This is a genomic window from Curtobacterium sp. MCLR17_036 (genome assembly GCF_003234445.2).
Lineage (GTDB): Bacteria > Actinomycetota > Actinomycetes > Actinomycetales > Microbacteriaceae > Curtobacterium.
Window position 1 is genome coordinate 2,671,431 of record NZ_CP126269.1, and the last position, 19,897, is coordinate 2,691,327.

Here is a 19,897-nt window from a genome sequence, read left to right on the forward strand (position 1 = left end):
CGTACCGACGAGCCGTTCCGTCACACCCCGCTCGGCTTCCGTCGCGGCAGTCGGTGCGCGAGAGTGGACCCATGTCGCTCGTCACCGCCGTCTGCCGCGTCGACCGTCTGCTCCCGGACTCGGGGACGATCGGGGTCACCGCCATCGACAAGCGCCCGGTCACCGGGGGCGTGCGGGTCCGGCCCCTCGGCCTGTACGCGGACGTCCAGGCGGACCGGAAGCACCACGGCGGCGAGGACCAGGCCGTCTACGCCTACGCCGACGAGGACGCCGCGTACTTCGCCGATGCGCTCGACCGCGAGGTCGCGCCCGGGCTGTTCGGCGAGAACCTGCGCACCAGCGGGGTCGACGTGACGGGAGCCGTGACCGGCGAACGCTGGCGTGTCGGCGAGACCCTCGAGCTCGAGGTGACGATCCCCCGGATCCCGTGCGGCACGTTCGCGCGGCGGATGGCGATCGACGGCTGGGTGCGACGCTTCGCCGACGAGGGGCGGCCAGGCGCGTACCTCCGCGTGGTGCGGTCCGGCACCGTCACCGCGGGCGACCCGATCGAGGTGACGTACCGCCCCGACCACGGGGTGACCATCGGCGAGATCTTCGGCGACCTCTCGCCGGAGCGCGCACGATCGGTGCTCGAGTCCGGGGAGCGGCTGGCGCCGAAGGTCGTGCGGGACCTGTCGAAGGTCGCCGCTCGGGCTACAGCACCGCGGTGAGCACACCACCGTCCGCGCGGACCGCCGCGCCGTTCGTCGCCGACGCCCGTGGGCTGGCGAGCCACCGGACGACGTCGGCGATCTCCTGCGGGTCGAGGAACCGCTCGAGGAGCGTCGTGCGGTTCTGTCCGATGACCTCGTCGCGCACCTCGGCCACGGGCACGGACCGTGCGGCGGCGACCGCTCCGACCGCGCCGGCGACGCCTTCGGAGTAGGTCGGTCCACCGAGCACGGTGTTCACGGTCACAGCGGTCCCGCGCGTCCGCTTCGCCAGGCCGTTGCCGAGCGCGGTGAGCGCAGCCTTCGTCACGCCGTAGTGGACCATGTCGACCGGCACGTTCACACCGGACTCGCTGCCGATCGAGATGATCCTGCCCCACCCGCGGTCCAGCATCGGGCCGAGGAGCCTGCGTGACAGGCGCACGGCACTCATCACGTTCACCTCGAAGTACCGGGCCCAGTCGTCGTCGGTGAGCTGGTCGAAGTCAGCGAGCCCGAACAGCCCGACGTTGTTGACGAGGACGTCGACGTCGCCGACCGACGACAGCAGCCGCTCGACGGATCCTGCATCCGCGAAGTCGGCGACGATCCCGCGGGGAGCCGAGCCCGGGTGTGCGCTCCGGAGGCGCTCGACCGCGGCCTCGACGCGGGTGGCGTCGCGCCCGTTCACGACGACGTCGACCCCCTCGGCCGTCAACGCGTCGGCGACGGCGTACCCGATCCCCTGCGTCGACCCGCTGACGAAGGCCGACTTGCCGGTGAGTTGGAGGTCCATGGTGTTCCCGTTCCGATCGCATGACTTGCCTGGGCAAGTCACGCTACCCACCGTCGCTTGCCTGGGCAAGTCACGGATAGGATGAGCACATGGCAGCCCCGTGGAGTGCGCAGGAACTCGAGACCTGGGCGGCGGTCGCGACGCTGCTGGAGCGACTGCCCGCGGCCCTCGACGCGCAGCTGCAGCGGGACAGCGGTCTGACGCACTTCGAGTACGGAGTGCTGTACGCGCTCGACGTCGCCCCGGACCGGCGCTTGCGGATGAGCGTGCTCGCCGGGTACGCGAGTTGCACGCTCTCCCGCCTGTCGCGCGCGGTGACGCGGCTCGAGGCCAAGCGATGGACCACGCGGGCGACGGATCCCGACGACGGCCGGTACACCCTGGCCCTCCTGACCCCGGCCGGGCACGACGTCGTCGCCCGGGCCACGCCGGCGCACCGGGCCCTCGTCGACCGTGTCGTCTTCGACGCCCTCGGCCCGGCCCGGGCACAGGCGCTCGGGGAGATCGCCCGTCACGTCTCGGCAGACCTCGGGCCGGAGGCATGGACGCCGCCGACACCGTCCCCCTGAGCAGCACGAGGCCGAGGGTCGCGGCGGTCCGCGCCCGGGGTCAGTCCGGCAGCGCGCAACGCGACGGGTCGAGCGGACGCTTCGCACGCGGCAGGCCGGCCACCACGAGGTCGTAGGCGTTCGCCACGAGGTCCTCCACCAGGGTCTCGTCGACCCCGCCCCCGGGAGCGATCGCGATCCAGTGCCGCTTGTTCATGTGCCACCCCGGCGAGATCTCGTCGTGGTCGCGGACCAGTGCGGCACCGTGCGGCGGCGCGCACTTGAGGTTCACGATCGGGACCCCGCGCAGGACGGTGGCCATGAGGAACATCTTGTCGACGACCTTGTACACCAGGGCGCCCTCACCGAACGGCTCGGTCTCGCGCACCGCGGGCAACCCGGTCGCCGTGCGGATCGCGACCTCGTGCAGCTGCTCGCCGTCCATCTCCCCAGGATGCCGCACGGATCCCGCACGATCCCCGTTCGGGGGTAGGTCGTGAGGGACGTTCAGGTCGTAGGATCGCCTCGCCGCGCGCCCGACGCGGCCGTCGCCCGCGACGACCACGAACCGTTCCTGGGGGAACCCGTGCGCATCATCCGAACCCTCGGCGTCGCCGCCGCCACCGCCGTCCTCGCGACCACCGTCGCCGTCGGGGGCGCCACCAGCGCGCAGGCCGCGCCGAAGAGCTACGCGAACTGCACCGCCGTGCACAAGGTGTACTCCGGTGGCATCGCGAAGAAGTCCGTCACGAAGAACAAGGTCGTCTCCGGCGGCAAGACCACCTACCGTGCGCTCAAGGGCACCGTGAAGAAGGACGACGCGCTCTACCGCGCGAACACGAAGCTCGACCGCGACAAGGACGGCATCGCCTGCGAGAAGAGCTGAGCCGGCGCGTGCCGACGTCCTAGAGCGTCGGCACGCCCTCGTGGCCGGAGCGCGGCCGGGCGGTGCCCGCGACACCGGTCACGACCGATCCGGCGGGGACGTCCTTCGTGACGACCGTGCCGGCTCCGACCACGGAGTCGGACCCGACCGTGATGCCGCCGATCAGCGAGCACCCTGCGCCGAGGACCACCCGGTCCCCCACCACCGGGTGCCGGCGTGCCCGCGGGCTGTCCCCGCCCCGACCCCCGAGCGTGACGCCGTGGAACACGAGCACGTCCTCGCCGATCACCGCGGTCTCGCCGATCACGACTCCCATGCCGTGGTCGATGAAGAAGCGGCGCCCGATCCGGGCCCCGGGGTGGATCTCGATGCCCGTCAGCGAGCGGGCGACCTGGCCGAGCACCCGCGCGGCGAACCGCGAGCCGGGCAGGCCCTGCGCCGTCCAGAGCCGGTGCGTCACCCGGTACACCCAGATCGCGTGCAGCCCGGAGTAGACGATCGCGTTCTCCAGGTCCCCCCGTGCGGCGGGGTCACCGCGGCGTGCCGCGGCCAGGTCCTCCCGGATGGTCCGCAGCACGCCTGGTCGACCAGGACGACTCACGCAGTGAGCCCCTCGAAGAGCACCGTCGACAGGTAGCGCTCGCCCGTGTCGCAGACGATGGCGACGATGCGCTTGCCGGCGTTCTCGGGGCGAGCCGCGATCTCGAGGGCGGCGTGCACGATCGCGCCGGACGAGATCCCGGACAGGATGCCCTCCTGCGTCGCGAGCGCCCGTGCCACCCGCAGGGCGTCGTCGAGCTCGACGTCGAAGACCTCGTCGATGACGCTGCGGTCGAGGACCTCCGGCACGAAGTTCGCGCCGATGCCCTGGATCTTGTGCGGGCCGGCCTTGCCCTCGGAGAGCAGGGGCGAGTCCTTCGGTTCCACGGCGACGATCTGCACGCCGGGCACGCGCTCCTTGAGGACCTGGCCGACACCGGTGATCGTGCCGCCGGTCCCGACACCCGCGACGAACACGTCGACGTGCTCCTCGGTGTCGCGCAGGATCTCCTCGGCGGTGGTCTTCCGGTGGATCGCGGCGTTCGCAGCGGTCTCGAACTGGTGGGCGAGGACCGCGCCGGGGGTGTCCGCGACGATCGCCTCGGCCCGGGCCACGGCGCCCTTCATGCCCTCGGGGCCGGGGGTCAGCACGATCTCGGCACCGTACGCGCGCATGACGGCACGACGCTCGACGCTCATCGTCTCCGGCATCGTGATGACGACCCGGTAACCACGGGCGGCGCCGACCAGGGCGAGCGCGATGCCGGTGTTGCCCGACGACCCCTCGACGATGGTCCCGCCGGGCTGCAGCGCCCCCGCGGCCTCGGCGGCGTCGATGATCGCGACGCCGAGGCGGTCCTTCACGCTCGCGCCGGGGTTGTAGAACTCGAGCTTCGCGAGGACCTCGGCACCGCCGGGCTTCGGCAGCCGACTGAGGCGGACCAGCGGGGTGTTGCCGAAGGCCTGCGAGATGTTGTCGTAGATGGTGCCGCTCATCCGGTCCGTCCTCTGCAGATCAGGTCGCGCATCGCTCTTCCTGGAGGCGCGGGGATGCGCCCGATCCTAGCGACCGGACCCCGGGCGGTGCTGTCCGTGACGGTGCGTGCGGAGCGGACGCGTGTCGCGCCCCCTGATCACCGCGATCTGCTCACGAGCCGCCACGGAGTGCCCGCTGCAGCTGCGCTTCGCTGGGCAGTGCCCGCTGGAGTCCGGGAGGCAGGAGGTCGTACGACGCGACCCCGACCGGAGCGTTCGAGGCGCCGAGTGAGTAGCGGATGACCGAGTCGTTCCCGCCCGCGACCAACAGCAGCCCGACCGTCTCGGCATGCAGCTCGCGGCGGAGCCGCGCATCGACGAGGGTGACGGAGAACGACAGCTGGCCGACGTGGTCCGGACGGAAGTCGCCGGTCTTGAGCTCGACGACCACGTACCGCAGCTGCCACGTGGAAGAAGAGCAGGTCGACGAAGAAGTCACTGCCGTCCACGTCGAAGTGCACTTGACGGCCCACGAACGCGAACCCGACCCCGAACTCGCGCAGCGTGTCCGCGATGCGGTCCACCATCGCGGTCTCGATGGCTCGCTCGTCGCGGTCGCCGTCCACCGCCAGGAAGTCCAGGACGTACGGATCACGGGTGATCTGCTGCGCGAGATCGGCATCGTCGCCATCGAGGACACGGCTGAAGTTCGTCGGGGCCGCAGCGTGCCGCTCGGCGATGCCCGAGCGGATGTTGTGCCCGAGAACGTTGCGCGACCACGATCCCTGCACAGCAGACTGCACGTACCAGGCCCGATGTGCGTCGTCCGCGACGCCGAGGAGCAGCGTGATGTGCCCCCAGGGCAATCGGTCAACAGCTTGTTGACCGATTGACGCTTCGTCGGGCCAAGCCGCCGCGAACTGCCGCATGTACTTGAGGTTGGTCAGCGACAGGCCCTTCATGGACGGAAACTCCGCCCGCAGGTCCGCTGCCAGCTGCCGGAGGACCCCGCTTCCCCACCGACCGGCTCTCGACCGTTCGAGCAGGACCGAGCCGATGGACCAGTACAGGTGGATGAGGTGGGCATTGGCCGCCAGTTGGACACGACTGCGCGTCGCGGTGACGCGGTCCCGGATGATCTGGAAGGTCTCGGCGTACTCGGTCGGCAGTGCGGCGGCTTCGGTCATCCGCCGATGGTGGACGCCCGGACGGATTCCTGTCCATCAATCGGTATGGACGGCAGACGAGAGGTCTTCGCCCCTCCGCGTCAGCGCACGGACGCCGTCCGCGCGAACCGCTCGTCCGTCGCCTCGAGGACGCGCAGCACGTTGCCCCCGGCGAGCGCCCGCAGGTCCTGCTCGCCCCAGCCGCGCCGCTGCAGTTCCGCCGCGAGCACCGGGTAGCGGGAGACGTCCCGCAGGTCCGGCGGGAGCACCGGCGTGCCGTCGTAGTCGCCACCGAGGCCGACGTGCCGGACCCCGGCGACGTCGCGGGCGTGCTCGACGTGGTCGGCGACGTCGGACACGGTGACCAGGGGCGGCTCGCCGACCTGGCCGGCTTCCTCCCAGTCCGCCCAGGCCCGCGACACGAACTTCGGCACGAAGGTGATCATCACCACGCCGCCGTTGTCCGCCAGGCGGGCGAGCACGTCGTCGGGGACGTTGCGGGGGTGGTCGTCCACGTGGACCGTGGACGAGTGGCTGAAGACGACGGGCTGGGTCGCGACGTCGAGGGTGTCCCGCATCGTCGACGGGGCGGTGTGCGACAGGTCGACGAGCATGCCGATGCGCTCCATCTCGGCCACGACCTGCCGGCCCCGGTCCGTGAGACCGCCGTGCGCCCGTGCGCCGGTCGCCGAGTCCGCCCACGGGGTGTCGTCGTTGTGCGTCAGCGTCATGTACCGGACGCCGAGGCGTGCGAAGGCCCGCAGCACCGCCAGGTCGTCGCCGATGGAGTGTCCGCCCTCGGCGCCGAGCAGCGACGCGATGCGACCGGAGTCGATCGCAGCACGGACCTCGGCCGCGGTGCGAGCCAGGGCGAGCGTGTCCGGGTACCGCTCGACGATGCGGTGCGCGAGGTCGATCTGCTGCAGCGTCGTCCGGACGGGGTCGGCGTCGTCGGCGGGCACGAACACCGACCAGAACTGGCCGACGACCCCGCCGGCCCGGAGCTTCGGCAGGTCGGTGTGCAGGCTGCCCTGCTCCGAGTCGATGCCCTCCACGCCGGAGTCGTGCGTCTCGCGACGCTCCCAGGGCAGGTCGTTGTGGCCGTCGATGACCGGGAACGGGAGCGCGTCGAACGTCATGCCTGCGACGCTACCGCCCGTCGTTACGATCGTCGGGTGGCCTCCACGAACACGCCGACGGACCGGACGGTCCGGTGACCGTCTCCTTCCGGCTCGAGACCGAGCTCGCCTGCTCCCCCGAGCGCGCCTTCGCGCTCTCGCTCGACATCGGTGCGCACGAGCGCTCGATGGCCGCGAGCGGCGAACGCGCCGTCGCCGGCACCACGTCCGGCACGATCGGCCTGGGCGAGACCGTCACCTGGCGGGCGCGGCACTTCGGGGTCGTCTGGCGGATGACGAGTCGGATCACCGATCTGGAGGCACCACACCGGTTCGTCGACGAACAGGTACGTGGACCGTTCGCCCGGTTCCACCACGAGCACCGCTTCGAGCCGTCGGCCGGCGGCACGCGCATGGTCGACACGATCACGTTCCGCGCACCGCTCGGCCCGCTGGGGCGCCTGGCCGAGGTGCTCGCGCTGGCGCGGTACATGCCGCGGCTCGTCGCCGAGCGCAACGCGTCACTCGCGGCCGAGCTCGACGCCGCGCGCTGACCCGGCGTCCGTCCGGCGTCGGCCATGGCCTCGCGCGCTTCGTGAGCAGGAACGGTCGAGTGCCGTGTGGCGACCCGACCGTTGCTGCTCACGAAGCGCGCCGACCGAGCGACCCGGCCGAGCGACCCGGCCGAGCGACGCCGAGCGCTGCTCGTGGACGTACCGCACAGCACCTGGAACCTGCACAGCCATGTGCACGATGATGAGCACATGCACGAGACCATCCGCTACGTCGCGATCGGCGACAGCTTCTCGGAGGGCATCGGCGACGCCGGTCCCGCTCCGCTCCCCGGCTGGACCGGCCGACTCGCGAGCGCGATGGCGGCTGCGTCGGACGCCGACGTCTCCTACGCCAACCTCGCGGTGCGCGGACGGCTGCTCGCCGGGGTCCTCGACGGGCAGCTCGACGCGGCGCTCGACCTCGACCCTGCGCCGACGCTCATCACGTTCTGCGCCGGCGGGAACGACCTGCTCCGCCCCCGCTTCGACGTCGACGCCCTGATCGGCCGGGTCGAGTCCGCCGTCGACCGGGTCGAGGCGCGCGGCGCACGGATGGCACTGCTCAGCCCGGCCGACCCGAGCGCGCGGCTGCCCCTCGGGTCGCTCATCAACCGTCGCGGTGACGCCTGGGCCGGAGCGCTCGGCGACCTGGCCAGCCGTCGCGGCCTGCCGTTCGTCGACGTCTCCCGCGACCCGCACCTGCGCCGCGCGGAGTTCTGGTCCGAGGACCGCCTGCACATGAACGCGACCGGGCACCAGCGCGTCGCCGACCTGGCGCTGCACGCCGTCCTGGACGGCCCGGCGGCCGCCGACCCCGCGTCCGTGCACGCCGGCCGCACCGGCTTCCGGGCCGAGGCCCGCTACTACCGCGAGTACGTCCTGCCGTGGGTCGGTCGGCGGGTCACCCGGCGCTCGTCCGGCGACGGCCGGTCGGCGACCTACCCGACGTGGACGCCGGTCGCGTAGACCCGCGTCGTCCCACCGGTCAGGGCGTGGGCGAACTCGTCGCCGGTCGGTGCGAAGCCGCCCGCCTCGTACAGCCGGACCGCCCGGTCGTTGTCGCCGAGCACGTGCAGCACCACACGCGGGTGTCCCGCGGCGCGGGCGTCGTGCACGGCCTCGGCGAGCAGGGACCGCCCGACCCCGCGGGCCTGCACCCCGGGGCGCACCGCGAGCAACGACAGGTAGGCGGCGTCCGACGGATCCGTCGACCGACCGGTCCCCGGCGCCGTGACCAGGACGAAGCCGTCGATCGCGCCGTCGGCCCCGGGGACCACCAGCCACGCGACGTGCTCCGCGGCGAACTTCTGCCGCGCGCGCTCCCGGACGGCCGGGTCCTCGGCGACGCCGTCCCGCTCGGCGACGGCTGCCGCCCACAGGTCGATGCAGGTGTCGGTCTCGTCCCCGGTCGCAGGACGCACGACCACGGACGACTCGATCACCCGGTCAGCCTACGGCGGTGCGGCTCGCGATCCTGAACGACGCCCCACGGTGCTCGTCGGGCAACCGGTCCCCGCGGCCGTGCAGCTTCTGCCGGAGCGACCCCGGCTCGTACTCCTCGGGGTAGGCCCCGCGGGCACGGAGCTCCGGGATGACGAACTCGATGACGTCCTCCCACGTCCCGGGCGTCACCGCGTAGGCGAGGTTGAACCCGTCGACGTCGGTCAGCTCCTGGATCTCCTGCAGCCGGTCGGCGATGGTCGCTCCCCCGCCGACCGCCACCGGCCCGAGCCCGCCGATCGCGGTGTGCCGGGCGAGGTCGCGGATCGTCCACGAGGACCCGTCCTCGCCGGTGGCCGCCGCGATGTTCGCCGCGGCCGACTGGATCGCGTTCGACTCGACGTCGCCCAGGGGCTCGTCGAGGTCCCACTGCGACAGGTCGACGCCCATCCAGCCGGAGTTGAGCACCAGCGCACCGAGCTCCGAGGCGTACGACAGGTAGTCCTCGTACTTCGCCTGGGCGAGCTCGTCGGTGGCGTCCGTGATCACGGTGAGCAGCGTGTAGACGCGGGCGGCGTACCGGTCGCGACCAGCTGCCTCCAGGGCGTCACGGACCTTCGCGACGGTCGACGCGAGCTGTTCGACGGTCGGTGCGCCCACGAAGACCGCTTCGGCGTTCTCGGCGGCGAAGCGGATGCCGCGCGGTGACGCACCCGCCTGGTAGATGACCGGCGTGCGCTGCACCGACGGCTCGGACAGGTGGATGCCCGGCACGTCGAAGTGCGTGCCGTGGTGCTCGATCGGGTGCACCTTCGCGGGGTCCGTGAAGACGCCGGCCTCGCGGTCCGCGACGACGGCGTCGTCCTCCCACGAGCCCTCCCACAGCTTGTAGAGGACCTCGAGGTACTCGTCGGCGACGTCGTAGCGGTCGTCGTGCGACAGCTGGTCGGCCTGGCCCATGTTCCGCGCGGCACTCGGCAGGTACCCGGTGACGACGTTCCAGCCGACCCGGCCCTTGGTCAGGTGGTCGAGCGTCGACATGCGACGGGCGAACGGGTACGGGTGCTCGTACGCGGTGCCGGCCGTGATGCCGAAGCCCAGGTGCTCGGTCACCGACGCCATCGCCGACACGAGCAGGACCGGGTCGTTCACGGGCACCTGCGACCCGGTGCGGAGCGCGGCCTCGTTCGACCCGCCGTACACGTCGTAGGTGCCCAGGACGTCGGCGATGAAGATGCCGTCGAACGCCCCGCGCTCGAGCGTCTTCGCCAGGTCCGTCCAGTAGCTCAGGTCGCGGTAGTCCCGCGACCGGTCGCGGGGGTGCCGCCACAGTCCGGAGGACTGGTGCGCGACGCAGTTCATGTCGAACGCGTTGAAGCGGATCTGCCGGTGTTCGCTGCTGCTGCTCACGGGTCGAGACGCTACGTCCGCGACCTGTGCCCGTCACGGATCGTGACGAAGCGTGACGACGGCGGGTGCGCGGGTGCGCGGCGACCGACGGACGGACGGGAGGCACGGTGCGGGCCCGCCACGGGCCTCCTGTCCGGTACCCGCTCGCGCCCGCCGTCCGGGCGGGCCCCGTCGGGTGCCGCCTCCGCCGGTCCGGCCGGGCGGGCGCGGCGGGCGCCTCCGCCGGGCCGCCGCGCGGGTGCCTGCGCGTGGCCGCAGGCACGGGTGCACGTCGGCGGGTGCCTGCGTGGCCGCAGGCACGGGTACACGTCGGCGGGTGCCTGCGTGGCCGCAGGCACGGGTGCGCGTCGGCGGGTGCCTGCGTGGCCGCAGGCACGGGTGCGCGTCGGCGGGTGCCTGCGCGTGGCCGCCGGCGCGGGTGCGCGTCGCACGACCGGGGTGTTCCGGAACCGCGCGGGCGCACGGCGCGAACACACGCTGGTCGTGCGGCGCGACTTCGACCCCGCGGCTCAGGCCCGGTCGTGCAGCGTGACGTGGTAGCCGTCGGGGTCGGCGAACGTGAAGGTCCGGCCGAAGGGACCGTCGATCGGCGCGGAGACGATGCGGTGACCGTCGGCGACGAGGGTGTCGTGGATCGCCTGCACGTCGGTCGCGTGCAGCCAGATCGCCGCGCCGACGCCCGGCTGGGGGACGGCATCGAGGTCGGTGCCGGGCACCAGGTCGCGCAGGGCGAAGGCGATCGGCGTCGTCTCGAACACGACGGCGTGCGGCGGGCCGGCCTGCGCCCGGACGAGACCGAGGTACTGCTCGTAGAACGACTGCGACGCGGCGAGGTCGCGGGTCTGCAGCGAGATGAAGTCGGGGCCGGTGACGGGCATGGGGTGCTCCTTCGTTGGTGTCAGTCTTCTGACACACCCGAGCGTATGTCAGACTACTGACATGAGTCAAGACGGCGACGGCATCGACCTCGAGACCTCGATCGGCTACCTGCTCAAGGAGGCCGCGAGCGCCCTCCGCGCGTCGATGGAGGCCGTGCTGCGGCCGCTCGGCATGACGATCACGCACTACTCGTGCCTCGAGCTGCTCGCGCAACGGCCCGGGCTGTCGAACTCCGAGCTCGCACGCGGCACCTTCGTCACCCGGCAGTCCATGAACGTGCTGCTGCAGGCCCTCGAACGCGACGGCTCCGTCACGCGAGCGTCGGAGCCGTCGGTCGGCAAGGCGCTGCCCACCGAGCTGACGGCGAGCGGGCGGCGGAGCCTGGCGCAGGCGAGCGCCGCCGTCCGGGGGGTCGAGCAGCGGATGCTCCGGGACCTCACCGAGGACCAGCGCGCCGACGCCCGCCGGGTCCTGCGTGCGATGGTCGGGTCGCTGCGCGGCGGCACCGCACCGAGCGCAGCCGAGCCGGGTCAGCCCTCGTAGCGCACGGTCGCGCGGTCCCGCGGCGCGTACCGCTCCGCGAAGTCGCGCTCGTTCGGGACCCACACGTCCCGCCACAGGGCATCGTGTCGTCGGCCGAGCGCCCGGTCGCGGGCGAGCCCCCGGCGGACCGCCGTGTCGAGGTCGACGTCGCACCAGACCGTCACGTCCAGGTGCGGGAGGGCCTCGGGGTGGAACAGCCCGACGAGGTCGACGACGAGCACCTCGGCCCGTGGCAGCGGCTCCGCCGGACCGAGCGCGCGCACCGACCAGTCGAAGCGCCGGAACGTGCTCGCCCGTCCGGCTCGGTGCGGTGCGAGCACCGAGGACACCAGTCGCTGCCGGTCGACGCCGTCCCAGTCGGTCGACCGTCGGTGAGACCGCTCCGGGTCGAGGAAGTCGTCGCCCCGTACCCGGACCGCCCCGGGGAGCACCTGCTCGAGCCGGCGGGCCAGCGTGGACTTGCCCGATCCGCAGTACCCGGAGACACCGACCACGAGCGGGTGCTGCGCCGACGCGACACGGGACCGCAGCAGGTCGGTGACGCCGTCGAGGTCCATCGGCCAAGCGTACGAGATCGGTGACCGGGCCCCGGTCTCCGTAGGCTGGGCGGGTGGACGTCGTACTGCGCGCGAGCACCCCGGACGACCTCGAGTGGCTCGTCGAGCTCCGGGCCGTGGTGCTCCGCGACGACCTGACCCGGCTCGGGGTGTTCGACGAGACGCGCGTCCGGCAGCGCCTGCGCGACGCCTTCGAGCCGCGGCTGACCCGGATCGTCGTGGTCGACGGGCACGACGCGGGGTCCGTCACCGTGCGGGTCGAGGGCGACACCCGGTGGGTCGAGCACTTCTACCTCGCACCGGACGTCCAGGGCCGTGGGGCCGGGTCGTCGGTGCTCCGGGCGGTCCTCGACGAACCGCACGCCGGGCCGACACGGCTCAACGTGCTGACCGGCAGCCCTGCCCGACGCCTGTACGAGCGGCACGGGTTCGCACCCGACAGCGACGACGGCGTCGACGTCTTCATGACCCTGCGCGGTGCCGGTCGAGCAGCGTCCGGAGCACGCTGAGCTGCTCGTCGACGACGTCGGCCATTCGGCGCCCCTGCGGGCCGGTGAGCCAGGCCTCGAGCGCCAGGTGGAACAGCATCACCGCCGTCTCGGCGACCACGGCCGCCTCGGTCGGGTCGACACCTCGGTCGACGAACCCCTCGCGCACCGCGTCGGTCAGGTCGGCCCGCTTCCGCGCGTCACGCTCGCGCAGCGACGACTCGGCCAGCACCACTCGCCGCACCGCACCGACCTCGTCGTGCCGACCCTCGAACCGCTCGTCGGCGACCCGGCGCAGGCCGTGCACGACGATGTCGAGCGGGTCGAGCCCGGCCGGGGCAGCCTCGATGGCGTCGCGGGCGAGCACCGGGATCTCGTCGCCGGCGAAGACCACCTCGCGCTTGTCGGCGAAGTACCGGAAGAAGGTCCGTGTGGTCAGCCCGGCCCGCGCGGTGATCTGCGGCACCGTCGTGGCCTGGTAGCCCTGCTCGGTGAAGAGCTCGAACGCCGCCCGCTCGAGGCGCCCGCGGGCATCCGGAGTCCAACGCATGGGTCCACAGTAGTGATGACACGTCGTGTCGTGGTTGAATGGACGATGACACGTCGTGTCATCACTCGCAGCGAGCAAGGGAACCGGACACCATGGCACCATCGGGCAACGCAGCACTCTGGACCTCGTCGAGCGGTCGGTTCACCGTCGGCCCCGCACCGGTCCCCCAGCCCGGCCCCGGCGAACTCGTCGTCCGCGCCGAGGCCGTCGCCGTCAACCCGGTCGACGCCGTCAGCGGGCTCCTCCGGCACGTGGTGTACCCGAAGCTGCGCTACCGGACGGTGATCGGGTCGGACGTCGCGGGCACGGTCCTCGCCGTGGGGCCGGGCGTCGAGCGCTTCCAGGTGGGCGACCGGGTCCTCGGGTACGCGGCCGGGCAGGAGCAGCACCGGAACAGCGCCGCCGAAGGCGCGTTCCAGCACCAGGTCCTGCTGCTCGAACGACTGACGACCGCGGTGCCGCAGGGCCTCGCGACCGAGCAGGCGGCGGTCCTCCCGCTCGCGGTGTCCACCGCAGCCGCGGGTCTGTTCGAGCCGGACCAGCTCGGCCTGCCGCTCCCGACGGCCGAACCGGTCGACCGAGGCCAGGTCGTCCTGGTGTGGGGAGCGTCGACGAGCGTCGGCGCCAACGCCGTCCAGCTCGCCCGGGCCGCCGGGTACGCGGTGATCGGCACCGCCTCGCCCCGGAACCACGCGTTCGTCCGGTCGCTCGGTGCCGAGGCCGTGTTCGACTACCGCGACGACGGCGCCGCCCGCCGCATCCTCGAGGCCCTCGCCGATCGGCAGCTGGCCGGCACCCTCGCCTTCGGCCAGGGATCGCTGACCCGCACGCTCCCGATCGTCCGGGCAGCCACCGGCTCCGGTCGACTCGCATCGGCGTACCCGACGCCGGTGACGACGATCCGTGCACGGCTCGAGCGTCGACACGGGGTGCACGTCACCGCGATCTGGGGCGGCCGCCCGACCGAGTCCGAGGTCGGCCCCGCGATCTTCCGCGACTTCCTGCCCGAGGCCCTGCGGAGCGGCGGTTACCAAGCGACCCCGACCGCCTCGGTCGTGGGGACGGGGCTGTCGGCGATCCCGGACGCGCTCGCCGAGCTCCGCGCCGGTGTCTCCGCACGGAAGCTCGTCGTCACGCTCCCCTGACCCGGTACGGTCGACGACGTGACCGATGACGACGACACCTTCACCGTCACGATGTCGGGCGGCGCCACGGCTCGTGGCGCCCTGCCGGACCCGAGCGCGATGTCGGTGCACCTCGACCCGCGGCTCGTCGGCGACACCGTCCGCGGCAAGGAGATGTTCGCGGGGGCGGTCGAGCAGCAGCACGCGGCGCTGTCCGCCTACACGGCCGCACTCGACGCCGCCGACGGGGACGTGACCGCTCCGGCGGTGCAGGACGCGGCGACCGTGCTGCACGAGGCATTGCAGTTCCTGCCGATCGCGCACGCCGTGTACGCGGGCGTCGGCTTCCCCTCGGCGCGTTCGGACGGTGCAGCTCGGCACGCGGCGCCTCCGGCTCCGGCTCCGGCACGCGGCGAGCGCGGCCTCGGCGTGCACCCCGACGTGCTCACCGCGATCAACGGCGACACCAGCCAACGCTGGGAGCTCGCCGGAGAACAGGACCTCCCGCTCGCCGTCGAGATCGTGCTCGCGACCGACCCGGACCCGCAGGTCCGGTCCGCGTTCCTGTCCGGGTTGACCCGATCGCGCAGCGTCGTCCTGCTCATGGAGGCGCGGGAGACCGACCCCGACGTCCTCTCGCAGCTCGCGGAGCAGGGCTACGCGAGCCCGGAGCGGAAGTACCCGCTCCGGCTCGCGAACCTCGTGCACCGCGAGCTCGAGGGCCTGTACGAGCTGCTCGGGCTGGACGACACCACCGTGGCGCGCGCGAAGGCCCGGTGGTTGCGAGCGCAGGAACACGACGAGCACGTCACGGTCGGCGACGCGCTCCGTGAGATCGGCGCGATCAACTGAGCAGCTCGACCCCCATCTGCACCCGACGCCCCAGCCGGTCGAGACCGAGGCGGGCCTCGACGTCCACGAGCGCCCGGTCGGCGTCCGTCGACGGTTCCTGTTCGACGAACCCGGCGGACGCGTAGAACGGCGCGTTCCACGGGACGTCGGCGAAGGTCCGCAGGGTCATCGTCCGGTACCCCTCCGCGCGGGCACGCTCCTTCGCCGCCTCGACGAGCGCCCGACCGTGCCCGCGCCGACCGTGCGCGGGGAGCACCGAGAGCTGTTCGAGGTGCGCCCACCCGGCCGTCGTGAGCACGTGGGCGAAGCCGACCACCCGTCCGTCGACCTCGGCGACCAGGACGAACCCCGGCTGCGCGGCACGCTCGACGCCGGAGGGCGCCGGGTCCCAGCGCTCGGGGTGCAGCAGGTCGACGAGCGCGCTGTCCGCCTCGTCCTCGATCGCGGCGAGGCCCTCGAGGTCCTCGGGGACGGCGGCACGCACGCGATCGATCACGGGGCAAGCGTAGGGGCGGGGCCACGAGCACGACGTTCCTTCCCATGGCGTGTGACGTGGGAAGCAGATCCGCGCATGGGAGGCCGGTTCGCCAGCCCTCCTCCGCGCGGAACAGCTCCCCATGCGCGGAACGACCCCCCGACGCGCGAAACAGCACCCGACACCCGACACCCGGCACCCGGCAGCCGCGCGGCGGCGTCAGAGCGCGCGGGCGTACCAGCGGTCGGAGTACGGGTCGTCGGTGAAGGGCGCGACCCGCTCGAAGCCGAGTCGTTCGTAGAGTGCGCAGGCCTCGGCGAGCTCGGCCCGGGTGTCCAGGCGCAGCGTCGTGGTCCCCCGCGCCCGGCAGAGCTCCTCGACGTGGCGCAGCAGCGCCGAGCCGACGCCGCGGCCGCGGTGCTCCGGCAGGGTGAACACCTTCGTCAGCTCACCGGTGTCGCCGACGAAGCGCACCCCGGCGCAGGCCACCACCGATACCCCGTCGACGGCGACGAGGAAGACCCCGGTGTCGCCCTGCAGGTCGTCGGAGGGCTCGTCGAGCAGCGCCTGCTCGACCTCGGCCGACGTCGCCGGCCTCCCGTACCACCGCGACGCGACCTCGGTCAGGTACGCCCGCACGATCGACCGGGCCCGGACCGCGCCGGGGTGCTCCGTCTCGATGATCACCGCGGTCCCCGGTCCGGCACACGACCCGAGCGTTCCGCGGACCGGTCGGCCCCCGGCTGCGGACGGGAGGCACGGGTCGTGCCCGCACGCGAACTCACGTCCGCCACGTGGTCACGATCGCGAGCCGCGCCCGGCTCAGCGGGACGCGGTCGCCTCACGCGCGGCCGCCTCCGCAGCGACCCACGCGAGCATGCCGCACTTCACCCGCATGACGAACTTCGAGACGCCGTGGAAGGCGACGAGGTCCTCGAGGACGTCCTCGTCGGGCTCCCCGACGCCGCGGGAGCGCATCATCGTGCGGAACTCCTCGGTCAGCGCGAGGAACTCGGGGACGGTCCGGCCCACGGCCATGTCCGTCAGGACCGACGCCGAGGCCATCGAGATCGAGCAGCCGTCGCCCTGCCAGCCGAGCCCGGCGATGCGGTCCGTGCCGGACTCGAGCCGCAGGCTGACCGTGATCTCGTCGCCGCACGTCGGGTTCCTCTCGAAGTGCGAGGCGTCCGCGTCGGCGAGCTCGCCGTCGCCGTGCCGGGCCTTCGCGTGGTCGAGGATGACCTGCTGGTACAGGGAGTCGAGGGTGCTCACGCGGTCGCTCCGAAGTAGCCGCGGACCTCGCCGACGGCGGCGAGGAACCGGTCGACGTCGTGCTCGGTCGTGTACACGTAGGTGCTCGCGCGGCTCGTCGCCGTCAGGCCGAGGCGGCGGTGCAGGGGCTGCGCGCAGTGGTGCCCGGAACGGACGGCGATGCCCTGGGCGTCGAGGTACTGCGACACGTCGTGGGCGTGCACCCCGTCGACGTCGAACGACACGAGGCCGGAGCGGGGGACGCCTGCGGGCGGCCCGACGACGCGGATGCCGGGGACCGCGGCGAGGCCGTCGAGCATCCGACGGGCGAGGTGCTCCTCGTGGGCGCGGACCCGCTCCATGCCGATGCCCTGCAGGTACCGGACGGCCTCGGCGAGCGCGACGGCCTGCGACACCGGCTGCGTGCCGGCCTCGAAGCGCTCGGGAGCCGGCATGAACTCCGTGTGCTCCATCGTCACGGTGGTGATCATCGAGCCGCCGGTGCGGAACGGCGGCAGCGCGTTGAGGAGCTCGCTGCGCCCCCAGAGCACGCCGATGCCGTTCGGGCCGAGCATCTTGTGCCCGGAGAACGCGGCGAAGTCGACGCCGAGCTGCTGCACGTCGAGGGGTCGGTGCGGCGCGGACTGGCACGCGTCGAGCACGACGAGGGCGCCGCGGGCGTGCGCGAGCCCGACGACCTGCTCGACGGGGGCGACCATCCCCGTGACGTTCGAGACGTGGGCGAACGCGACGACCCTCGTTCGGTCGGTGATGCGTGCGGCGGCGTCCTCGGCGGTCCAGGTGCCGTCGTCCGCGACCGGGATCCAGCGGAGCGTCGCGCCGGTCAGGGCGGCGAGCTCCTGCCAGGGCACGAGGTTGGCGTGGTGCTCGGCCTCGGTCACCAGGACCTCGTCGCCGACGCCGAGACGGAAGCGGGCCGCGTCGACACCGCCGCGCCCGAGGCTGGCGGCAGCCAGGCCGTGGGCGACGAGGTTGAGGGCGTCCGTGGCGTTCGCGGTCCAGACGACCTCGTTCGGACCGGCGGCACCGATGAACCCGGCGACGGTGGCGCGGGCTTCCTCGTAGGCGTCGGTGCTGAGCGCCGCGAGCGTGTGCGCGCCGCGGTGGACGGCGGCGTTGTCGTGTTCGAGGAACCGGCGCTCGGCGTCCAGGACCTGGTGCGGACGCTCGGCCGTCGCACCGGAGTCCAGGTACGCCAGGGGGTGCCCGTTCACGTCCTGCGCGAGGATCGGGAAGTCCTGCTTGATCGTCTCGACCTCGGCCTCGGTGAGCGGCTGGTTCGGCGCCACGACTGTCACGTCTCGTCCTCCTGGTGCTGCTGTCCGGAGCAACCCGTCCATGGTGGCCGTTGTTCCCGACCACGTCCAGTCGGCAGCACGACGGCCCCGGACCGTCGTGGTCCGGGGCCGTCGGATCGGGCGTCGGTTACTCGTTGCCGATCTTCTCGTCGGCGGCGTCACGGGCGCCGTCGATCTTGTCGTCGTACTTGCCGCCCGTCGCCTTCTTGACGGCGTCGGCGACCCCGCCGAGGATCTTATCGCTGACGTCCTCCGCCTTCTCGCTCTTCAGGGCGTCCTGGACCTTGCCGTCCTTCAGGAACTCCTGGGCCTTCTTGGTGATGTCGTCGAACCCCGCCATCGGCTGCTCCTCGCTTCGGTGCGGAGCCGGACGCTCCGCCGTGCCGCCGATGCTAGGCCGGGGTGCACCGGTGTGTACCGGGACGTTCGGGGTCTTCACACCATCTGGGCGCTGCGCCGGCGTGCCAGCACGTGCGCGACGGCGACCGCGCCGGACACCGCGAGCAGTGCCGGCACCAGGACGTCCACGCCCTGCTGGGTGAACTCGACGACCAGCACGAGCGCGGTGAAGGGTGCCCGCATCGTGGTGGCGAGGAACGCCGCGGCGCCGACGAACGCGAAGGCGGCAAGACCCGGGCCGTCGGCCGGCCAGAGCAGCAGCCACGCCCCGCCCAGTCCGCCGCCGATCGCGGACCCGACGGCGATCGAGGGCGTCAGGGTGCCGCCGACCGCTCCCGCGCCGATGGTGGCCGCGGTCGTCACCGTCCGCAGGACCCCGAGCAGCAGGAGCAGCAGGATCGGCGAGAGTCCGGCGAACAGCCGGTCGTCGAGGGACGTGTTCATGGCGACGAGTCCGAGCGCTCGACCGTTGCCGAGGATCTCGGGGAACGGCACCGCGACGAGCCCGATCATCGCGAACACCACGGGGAGCACGACGAGCAGGCGCCAGCCCTTCGGCGCGAGGCCCTGCAGCCGGTTGGTGAGCTTGACGAAGCCCACGCCGGCGAACCCGAGCACCGGTCCGACCACGACGGCCCAGACGAGCAGCGACGGCGACAGGTGCATCGCGGGCACGTCGTAGAGCACCTCGTCCGGGATCACCAGGCGGGCCGTGATCGCCGCGATCGCACTCGTCGCGAAGGCGGGCAGGGCCGTCGCCAGGCTGATCTCGCCGAGCAGCACCTCGACCGCGAAGAGCGCGCCGCCGAGGGGCACGTCGTAGACGGCGGCGAGACCCGCGGCCGCGCCGCAGGCGACGAGGATCCTCGTCTCCCGCGGGGTCAGCCCCGCGCGGCGGGTGACGACCTGGGCGAGCCACGCCCCGACCTCGCGCGGCGCGACCTCCTTGCCGATCGACGCGCCGAGCCCGACGGCCAGGATCTGGACGCCCGCGTTCGCCAGGGTCGCCAGGGCCGGCATCCGCTTGCCGTCGACGGCTGCGGTGACCGGCACGATCGTCCGACCCCAGCGGCGGAGCGCCCACCAGGCGACGCCGGTCAGCACGCCCGCGGCGGTGAGCGCCAGGAACCGGTTCAGGCCGGAGGGGGCGTCGGCGGCCTCGAGGTGCCCGCCGAAGCCGGAGCCGAACGCCACGAACTGGATGAGCTGCAGGGCGAGCCAGACCGCGATCCCGGCGACGCCGCCCGAGACACCGACCAGGGCGGTGATGACCGCGAGCTTGATCGCCCAGACAGGGGTCGCGAGACCGGAGTGCGGCATGACGACGAGCCTAGC

Annotated in this window: 26 protein-coding genes and 1 pseudogene; 9 read left to right on the forward strand and 18 right to left on the reverse strand. The window is 72.9% G+C overall.

Annotation, left to right across the window (positions count from 1 at the left end; translation table 11 throughout):
* The first annotated feature begins 71 nt into the window (after window positions 1-71).
* Complete coding sequence (locus DEI99_RS12510; protein WP_111043176.1) at window positions 72-713, forward strand: MOSC domain-containing protein; 642 nt, start codon at window positions 72-74, stop codon at window positions 711-713.
* Here the strand turns inward: DEI99_RS12510 and DEI99_RS12515 are convergent.
* A complete protein-coding gene (locus tag DEI99_RS12515) occupies window positions 697-1,488 on the reverse strand; it encodes an SDR family NAD(P)-dependent oxidoreductase (protein ID WP_111043175.1) in 792 nt (263 codons plus the stop codon). The genes DEI99_RS12510 and DEI99_RS12515 overlap by 17 nt on opposite strands.
* Before the next feature lie 89 nt (window positions 1,489-1,577).
* Between DEI99_RS12515 and DEI99_RS12520 the strand changes: the two genes are divergently transcribed.
* Window positions 1,578-2,057, forward strand: coding sequence for a MarR family winged helix-turn-helix transcriptional regulator (locus tag DEI99_RS12520; protein ID WP_111043174.1), 480 nt, complete (start codon window positions 1,578-1,580; stop codon window positions 2,055-2,057).
* A gap of 40 nt (window positions 2,058-2,097) precedes the next feature.
* On the opposite strand, the gene DEI99_RS12525 is transcribed toward DEI99_RS12520, so the two are convergent.
* Complete coding sequence (locus DEI99_RS12525) at window positions 2,098-2,481, reverse strand: MmcQ/YjbR family DNA-binding protein (RefSeq protein ID WP_111043173.1); 384 nt, start codon at window positions 2,479-2,481, stop codon at window positions 2,098-2,100.
* A gap of 141 nt (window positions 2,482-2,622) precedes the next feature.
* On the opposite strand from DEI99_RS12525, the gene DEI99_RS12530 reads away from it, so the two are divergent.
* Window positions 2,623-2,922, forward strand: a complete 300-nt coding sequence (locus DEI99_RS12530) for an excalibur calcium-binding domain-containing protein (RefSeq protein ID WP_220037195.1) — start codon at window positions 2,623-2,625, stop codon at window positions 2,920-2,922.
* A gap of 19 nt (window positions 2,923-2,941) precedes the next feature.
* Here the strand turns inward: DEI99_RS12530 and epsC are convergent, their stop codons facing one another.
* From epsC to DEI99_RS12550, 5 genes and pseudogenes are all read right to left on the reverse strand, one after another.
* On the reverse strand, window positions 2,942-3,523 hold the full coding sequence (gene epsC, locus DEI99_RS12535) for a serine O-acetyltransferase EpsC (protein ID WP_502867005.1): 582 nt from the start codon (window positions 3,521-3,523) through the stop codon (window positions 2,942-2,944).
* Window positions 3,520-4,458: a cysteine synthase A gene (gene cysK / locus DEI99_RS12540; RefSeq protein WP_111042655.1), complete on the reverse strand. Its 939-nt coding sequence runs from the start codon at window positions 4,456-4,458 to the stop codon at window positions 3,520-3,522. The genes epsC and cysK overlap by 4 nt, the downstream gene beginning before the upstream one ends.
* Window positions 4,459-4,609: 151 nt before the next feature.
* A complete protein-coding gene (locus tag DEI99_RS17220) occupies window positions 4,610-4,888 on the reverse strand; it encodes a PDDEXK nuclease domain-containing protein (RefSeq protein ID WP_349774913.1) in 279 nt (92 codons plus the stop codon).
* A 70-nt stretch (window positions 4,889-4,958) separates the two neighbouring features.
* A pseudogene (locus tag DEI99_RS12545) lies at window positions 4,959-5,624 on the reverse strand (PDDEXK nuclease domain-containing protein); the annotation flags it as partial.
* Between the two features lie 80 nt (window positions 5,625-5,704).
* Window positions 5,705-6,742 (reverse strand): dipeptidase, encoded by a 1,038-nt coding sequence (locus tag DEI99_RS12550; RefSeq protein ID WP_111042656.1) that lies wholly within the window; start codon window positions 6,740-6,742, stop codon window positions 5,705-5,707.
* A gap of 74 nt (window positions 6,743-6,816) precedes the next feature.
* Between DEI99_RS12550 and DEI99_RS12555 the strand changes: the two genes are divergently transcribed.
* Window positions 6,817-7,275, forward strand: a complete 459-nt coding sequence (locus DEI99_RS12555) for an SRPBCC family protein (RefSeq protein ID WP_111042657.1) — start codon at window positions 6,817-6,819, stop codon at window positions 7,273-7,275.
* Between the two features lie 210 nt (window positions 7,276-7,485).
* The gene (locus DEI99_RS12560; RefSeq protein ID WP_258369554.1) at window positions 7,486-8,241 is read left to right on the forward strand and encodes an SGNH/GDSL hydrolase family protein; all 756 of its coding nucleotides are present in this window, start codon (window positions 7,486-7,488) and stop codon (window positions 8,239-8,241) included.
* Here DEI99_RS12560 and DEI99_RS12565 read toward each other — a convergent pair.
* The 3 genes from DEI99_RS12565 to DEI99_RS12575 form a co-directional block, all read right to left on the reverse strand.
* On the reverse strand, window positions 8,214-8,717 hold the full coding sequence (locus DEI99_RS12565) for a GNAT family N-acetyltransferase (RefSeq protein WP_071260953.1): 504 nt from the start codon (window positions 8,715-8,717) through the stop codon (window positions 8,214-8,216). The genes DEI99_RS12560 and DEI99_RS12565 overlap by 28 nt on opposite strands.
* 4 nt (window positions 8,718-8,721) lie before the next feature.
* Window positions 8,722-10,125 (reverse strand): LLM class flavin-dependent oxidoreductase, encoded by a 1,404-nt coding sequence (locus tag DEI99_RS12570; protein WP_220037173.1) that lies wholly within the window; start codon window positions 10,123-10,125, stop codon window positions 8,722-8,724.
* Between the two features lie 509 nt (window positions 10,126-10,634).
* Window positions 10,635-11,003: a VOC family protein gene (locus DEI99_RS12575; RefSeq protein ID WP_111042658.1), complete on the reverse strand. Its 369-nt coding sequence runs from the start codon at window positions 11,001-11,003 to the stop codon at window positions 10,635-10,637.
* Between the two features lie 61 nt (window positions 11,004-11,064).
* Between DEI99_RS12575 and DEI99_RS12580 the strand changes: the two genes are divergently transcribed.
* Window positions 11,065-11,547, forward strand: a complete 483-nt coding sequence (locus DEI99_RS12580) for a MarR family winged helix-turn-helix transcriptional regulator (protein ID WP_111042659.1) — start codon at window positions 11,065-11,067, stop codon at window positions 11,545-11,547.
* On the opposite strand, the gene DEI99_RS12585 is transcribed toward DEI99_RS12580, so the two are convergent.
* On the reverse strand, window positions 11,535-12,104 hold the full coding sequence (locus tag DEI99_RS12585) for a uridine kinase family protein (protein WP_111042660.1): 570 nt from the start codon (window positions 12,102-12,104) through the stop codon (window positions 11,535-11,537). The genes DEI99_RS12580 and DEI99_RS12585 overlap by 13 nt on opposite strands.
* Before the next feature lie 53 nt (window positions 12,105-12,157).
* Between DEI99_RS12585 and DEI99_RS12590 the strand changes: the two genes are divergently transcribed.
* Window positions 12,158-12,613, forward strand: a complete 456-nt coding sequence (locus DEI99_RS12590) for a GNAT family N-acetyltransferase (protein ID WP_111042661.1) — start codon at window positions 12,158-12,160, stop codon at window positions 12,611-12,613.
* Here DEI99_RS12590 and DEI99_RS12595 read toward each other — a convergent pair.
* Window positions 12,567-13,142 carry a TetR/AcrR family transcriptional regulator gene (locus tag DEI99_RS12595; RefSeq protein ID WP_111042662.1) on the reverse strand — a complete coding sequence of 192 codons (576 nt, stop codon included), beginning with the start codon at window positions 13,140-13,142 and terminating at the stop codon, window positions 12,567-12,569. The genes DEI99_RS12590 and DEI99_RS12595 overlap by 47 nt on opposite strands.
* A 92-nt stretch (window positions 13,143-13,234) precedes the next feature.
* Here DEI99_RS12595 and DEI99_RS12600 point away from each other — a divergent pair, with 92 nt between their 5' ends.
* On the forward strand, window positions 13,235-14,287 hold the full coding sequence (locus DEI99_RS12600; RefSeq protein WP_111042663.1) for a zinc-binding alcohol dehydrogenase family protein: 1,053 nt from the start codon (window positions 13,235-13,237) through the stop codon (window positions 14,285-14,287).
* A gap of 18 nt (window positions 14,288-14,305) precedes the next feature.
* A complete protein-coding gene (locus tag DEI99_RS12605) occupies window positions 14,306-15,118 on the forward strand; it encodes a hypothetical protein (protein WP_111042664.1) in 813 nt (270 codons plus the stop codon).
* Here the strand turns inward: DEI99_RS12605 and DEI99_RS12610 are convergent.
* The 6 genes from DEI99_RS12610 to DEI99_RS12635 form a co-directional block, all read right to left on the reverse strand.
* Complete coding sequence (locus tag DEI99_RS12610) at window positions 15,111-15,614, reverse strand: GNAT family N-acetyltransferase (RefSeq protein WP_111042665.1); 504 nt, start codon at window positions 15,612-15,614, stop codon at window positions 15,111-15,113. The two genes, DEI99_RS12605 and DEI99_RS12610, sit on opposite strands and share 8 nt — an antisense overlap.
* 198 nt (window positions 15,615-15,812) lie before the next feature.
* The gene (locus DEI99_RS12615; RefSeq protein ID WP_111042666.1) at window positions 15,813-16,280 is read right to left on the reverse strand and encodes a GNAT family N-acetyltransferase; all 468 of its coding nucleotides are present in this window, start codon (window positions 16,278-16,280) and stop codon (window positions 15,813-15,815) included.
* A gap of 135 nt (window positions 16,281-16,415) precedes the next feature.
* A complete protein-coding gene (gene sufU, locus DEI99_RS12620) occupies window positions 16,416-16,865 on the reverse strand; it encodes a Fe-S cluster assembly sulfur transfer protein SufU (RefSeq protein ID WP_111042667.1) in 450 nt (149 codons plus the stop codon).
* A complete protein-coding gene (locus tag DEI99_RS12625) occupies window positions 16,862-18,154 on the reverse strand; it encodes an aminotransferase class V-fold PLP-dependent enzyme (protein WP_111042668.1) in 1,293 nt (430 codons plus the stop codon). Before DEI99_RS12625 ends, sufU begins: the two co-directional genes overlap by 4 nt.
* Window positions 18,155-18,290: 136 nt before the next feature.
* Window positions 18,291-18,503, reverse strand: coding sequence for an Rv0909 family putative TA system antitoxin (locus tag DEI99_RS12630; RefSeq protein ID WP_071260932.1), 213 nt, complete (start codon window positions 18,501-18,503; stop codon window positions 18,291-18,293).
* A gap of 95 nt (window positions 18,504-18,598) precedes the next feature.
* Window positions 18,599-19,882, reverse strand: a complete 1,284-nt coding sequence (locus DEI99_RS12635) for a chloride channel protein (RefSeq protein ID WP_284180821.1) — start codon at window positions 19,880-19,882, stop codon at window positions 18,599-18,601.
* Between the last annotated feature and the right edge of the window lie 15 nt (window positions 19,883-19,897).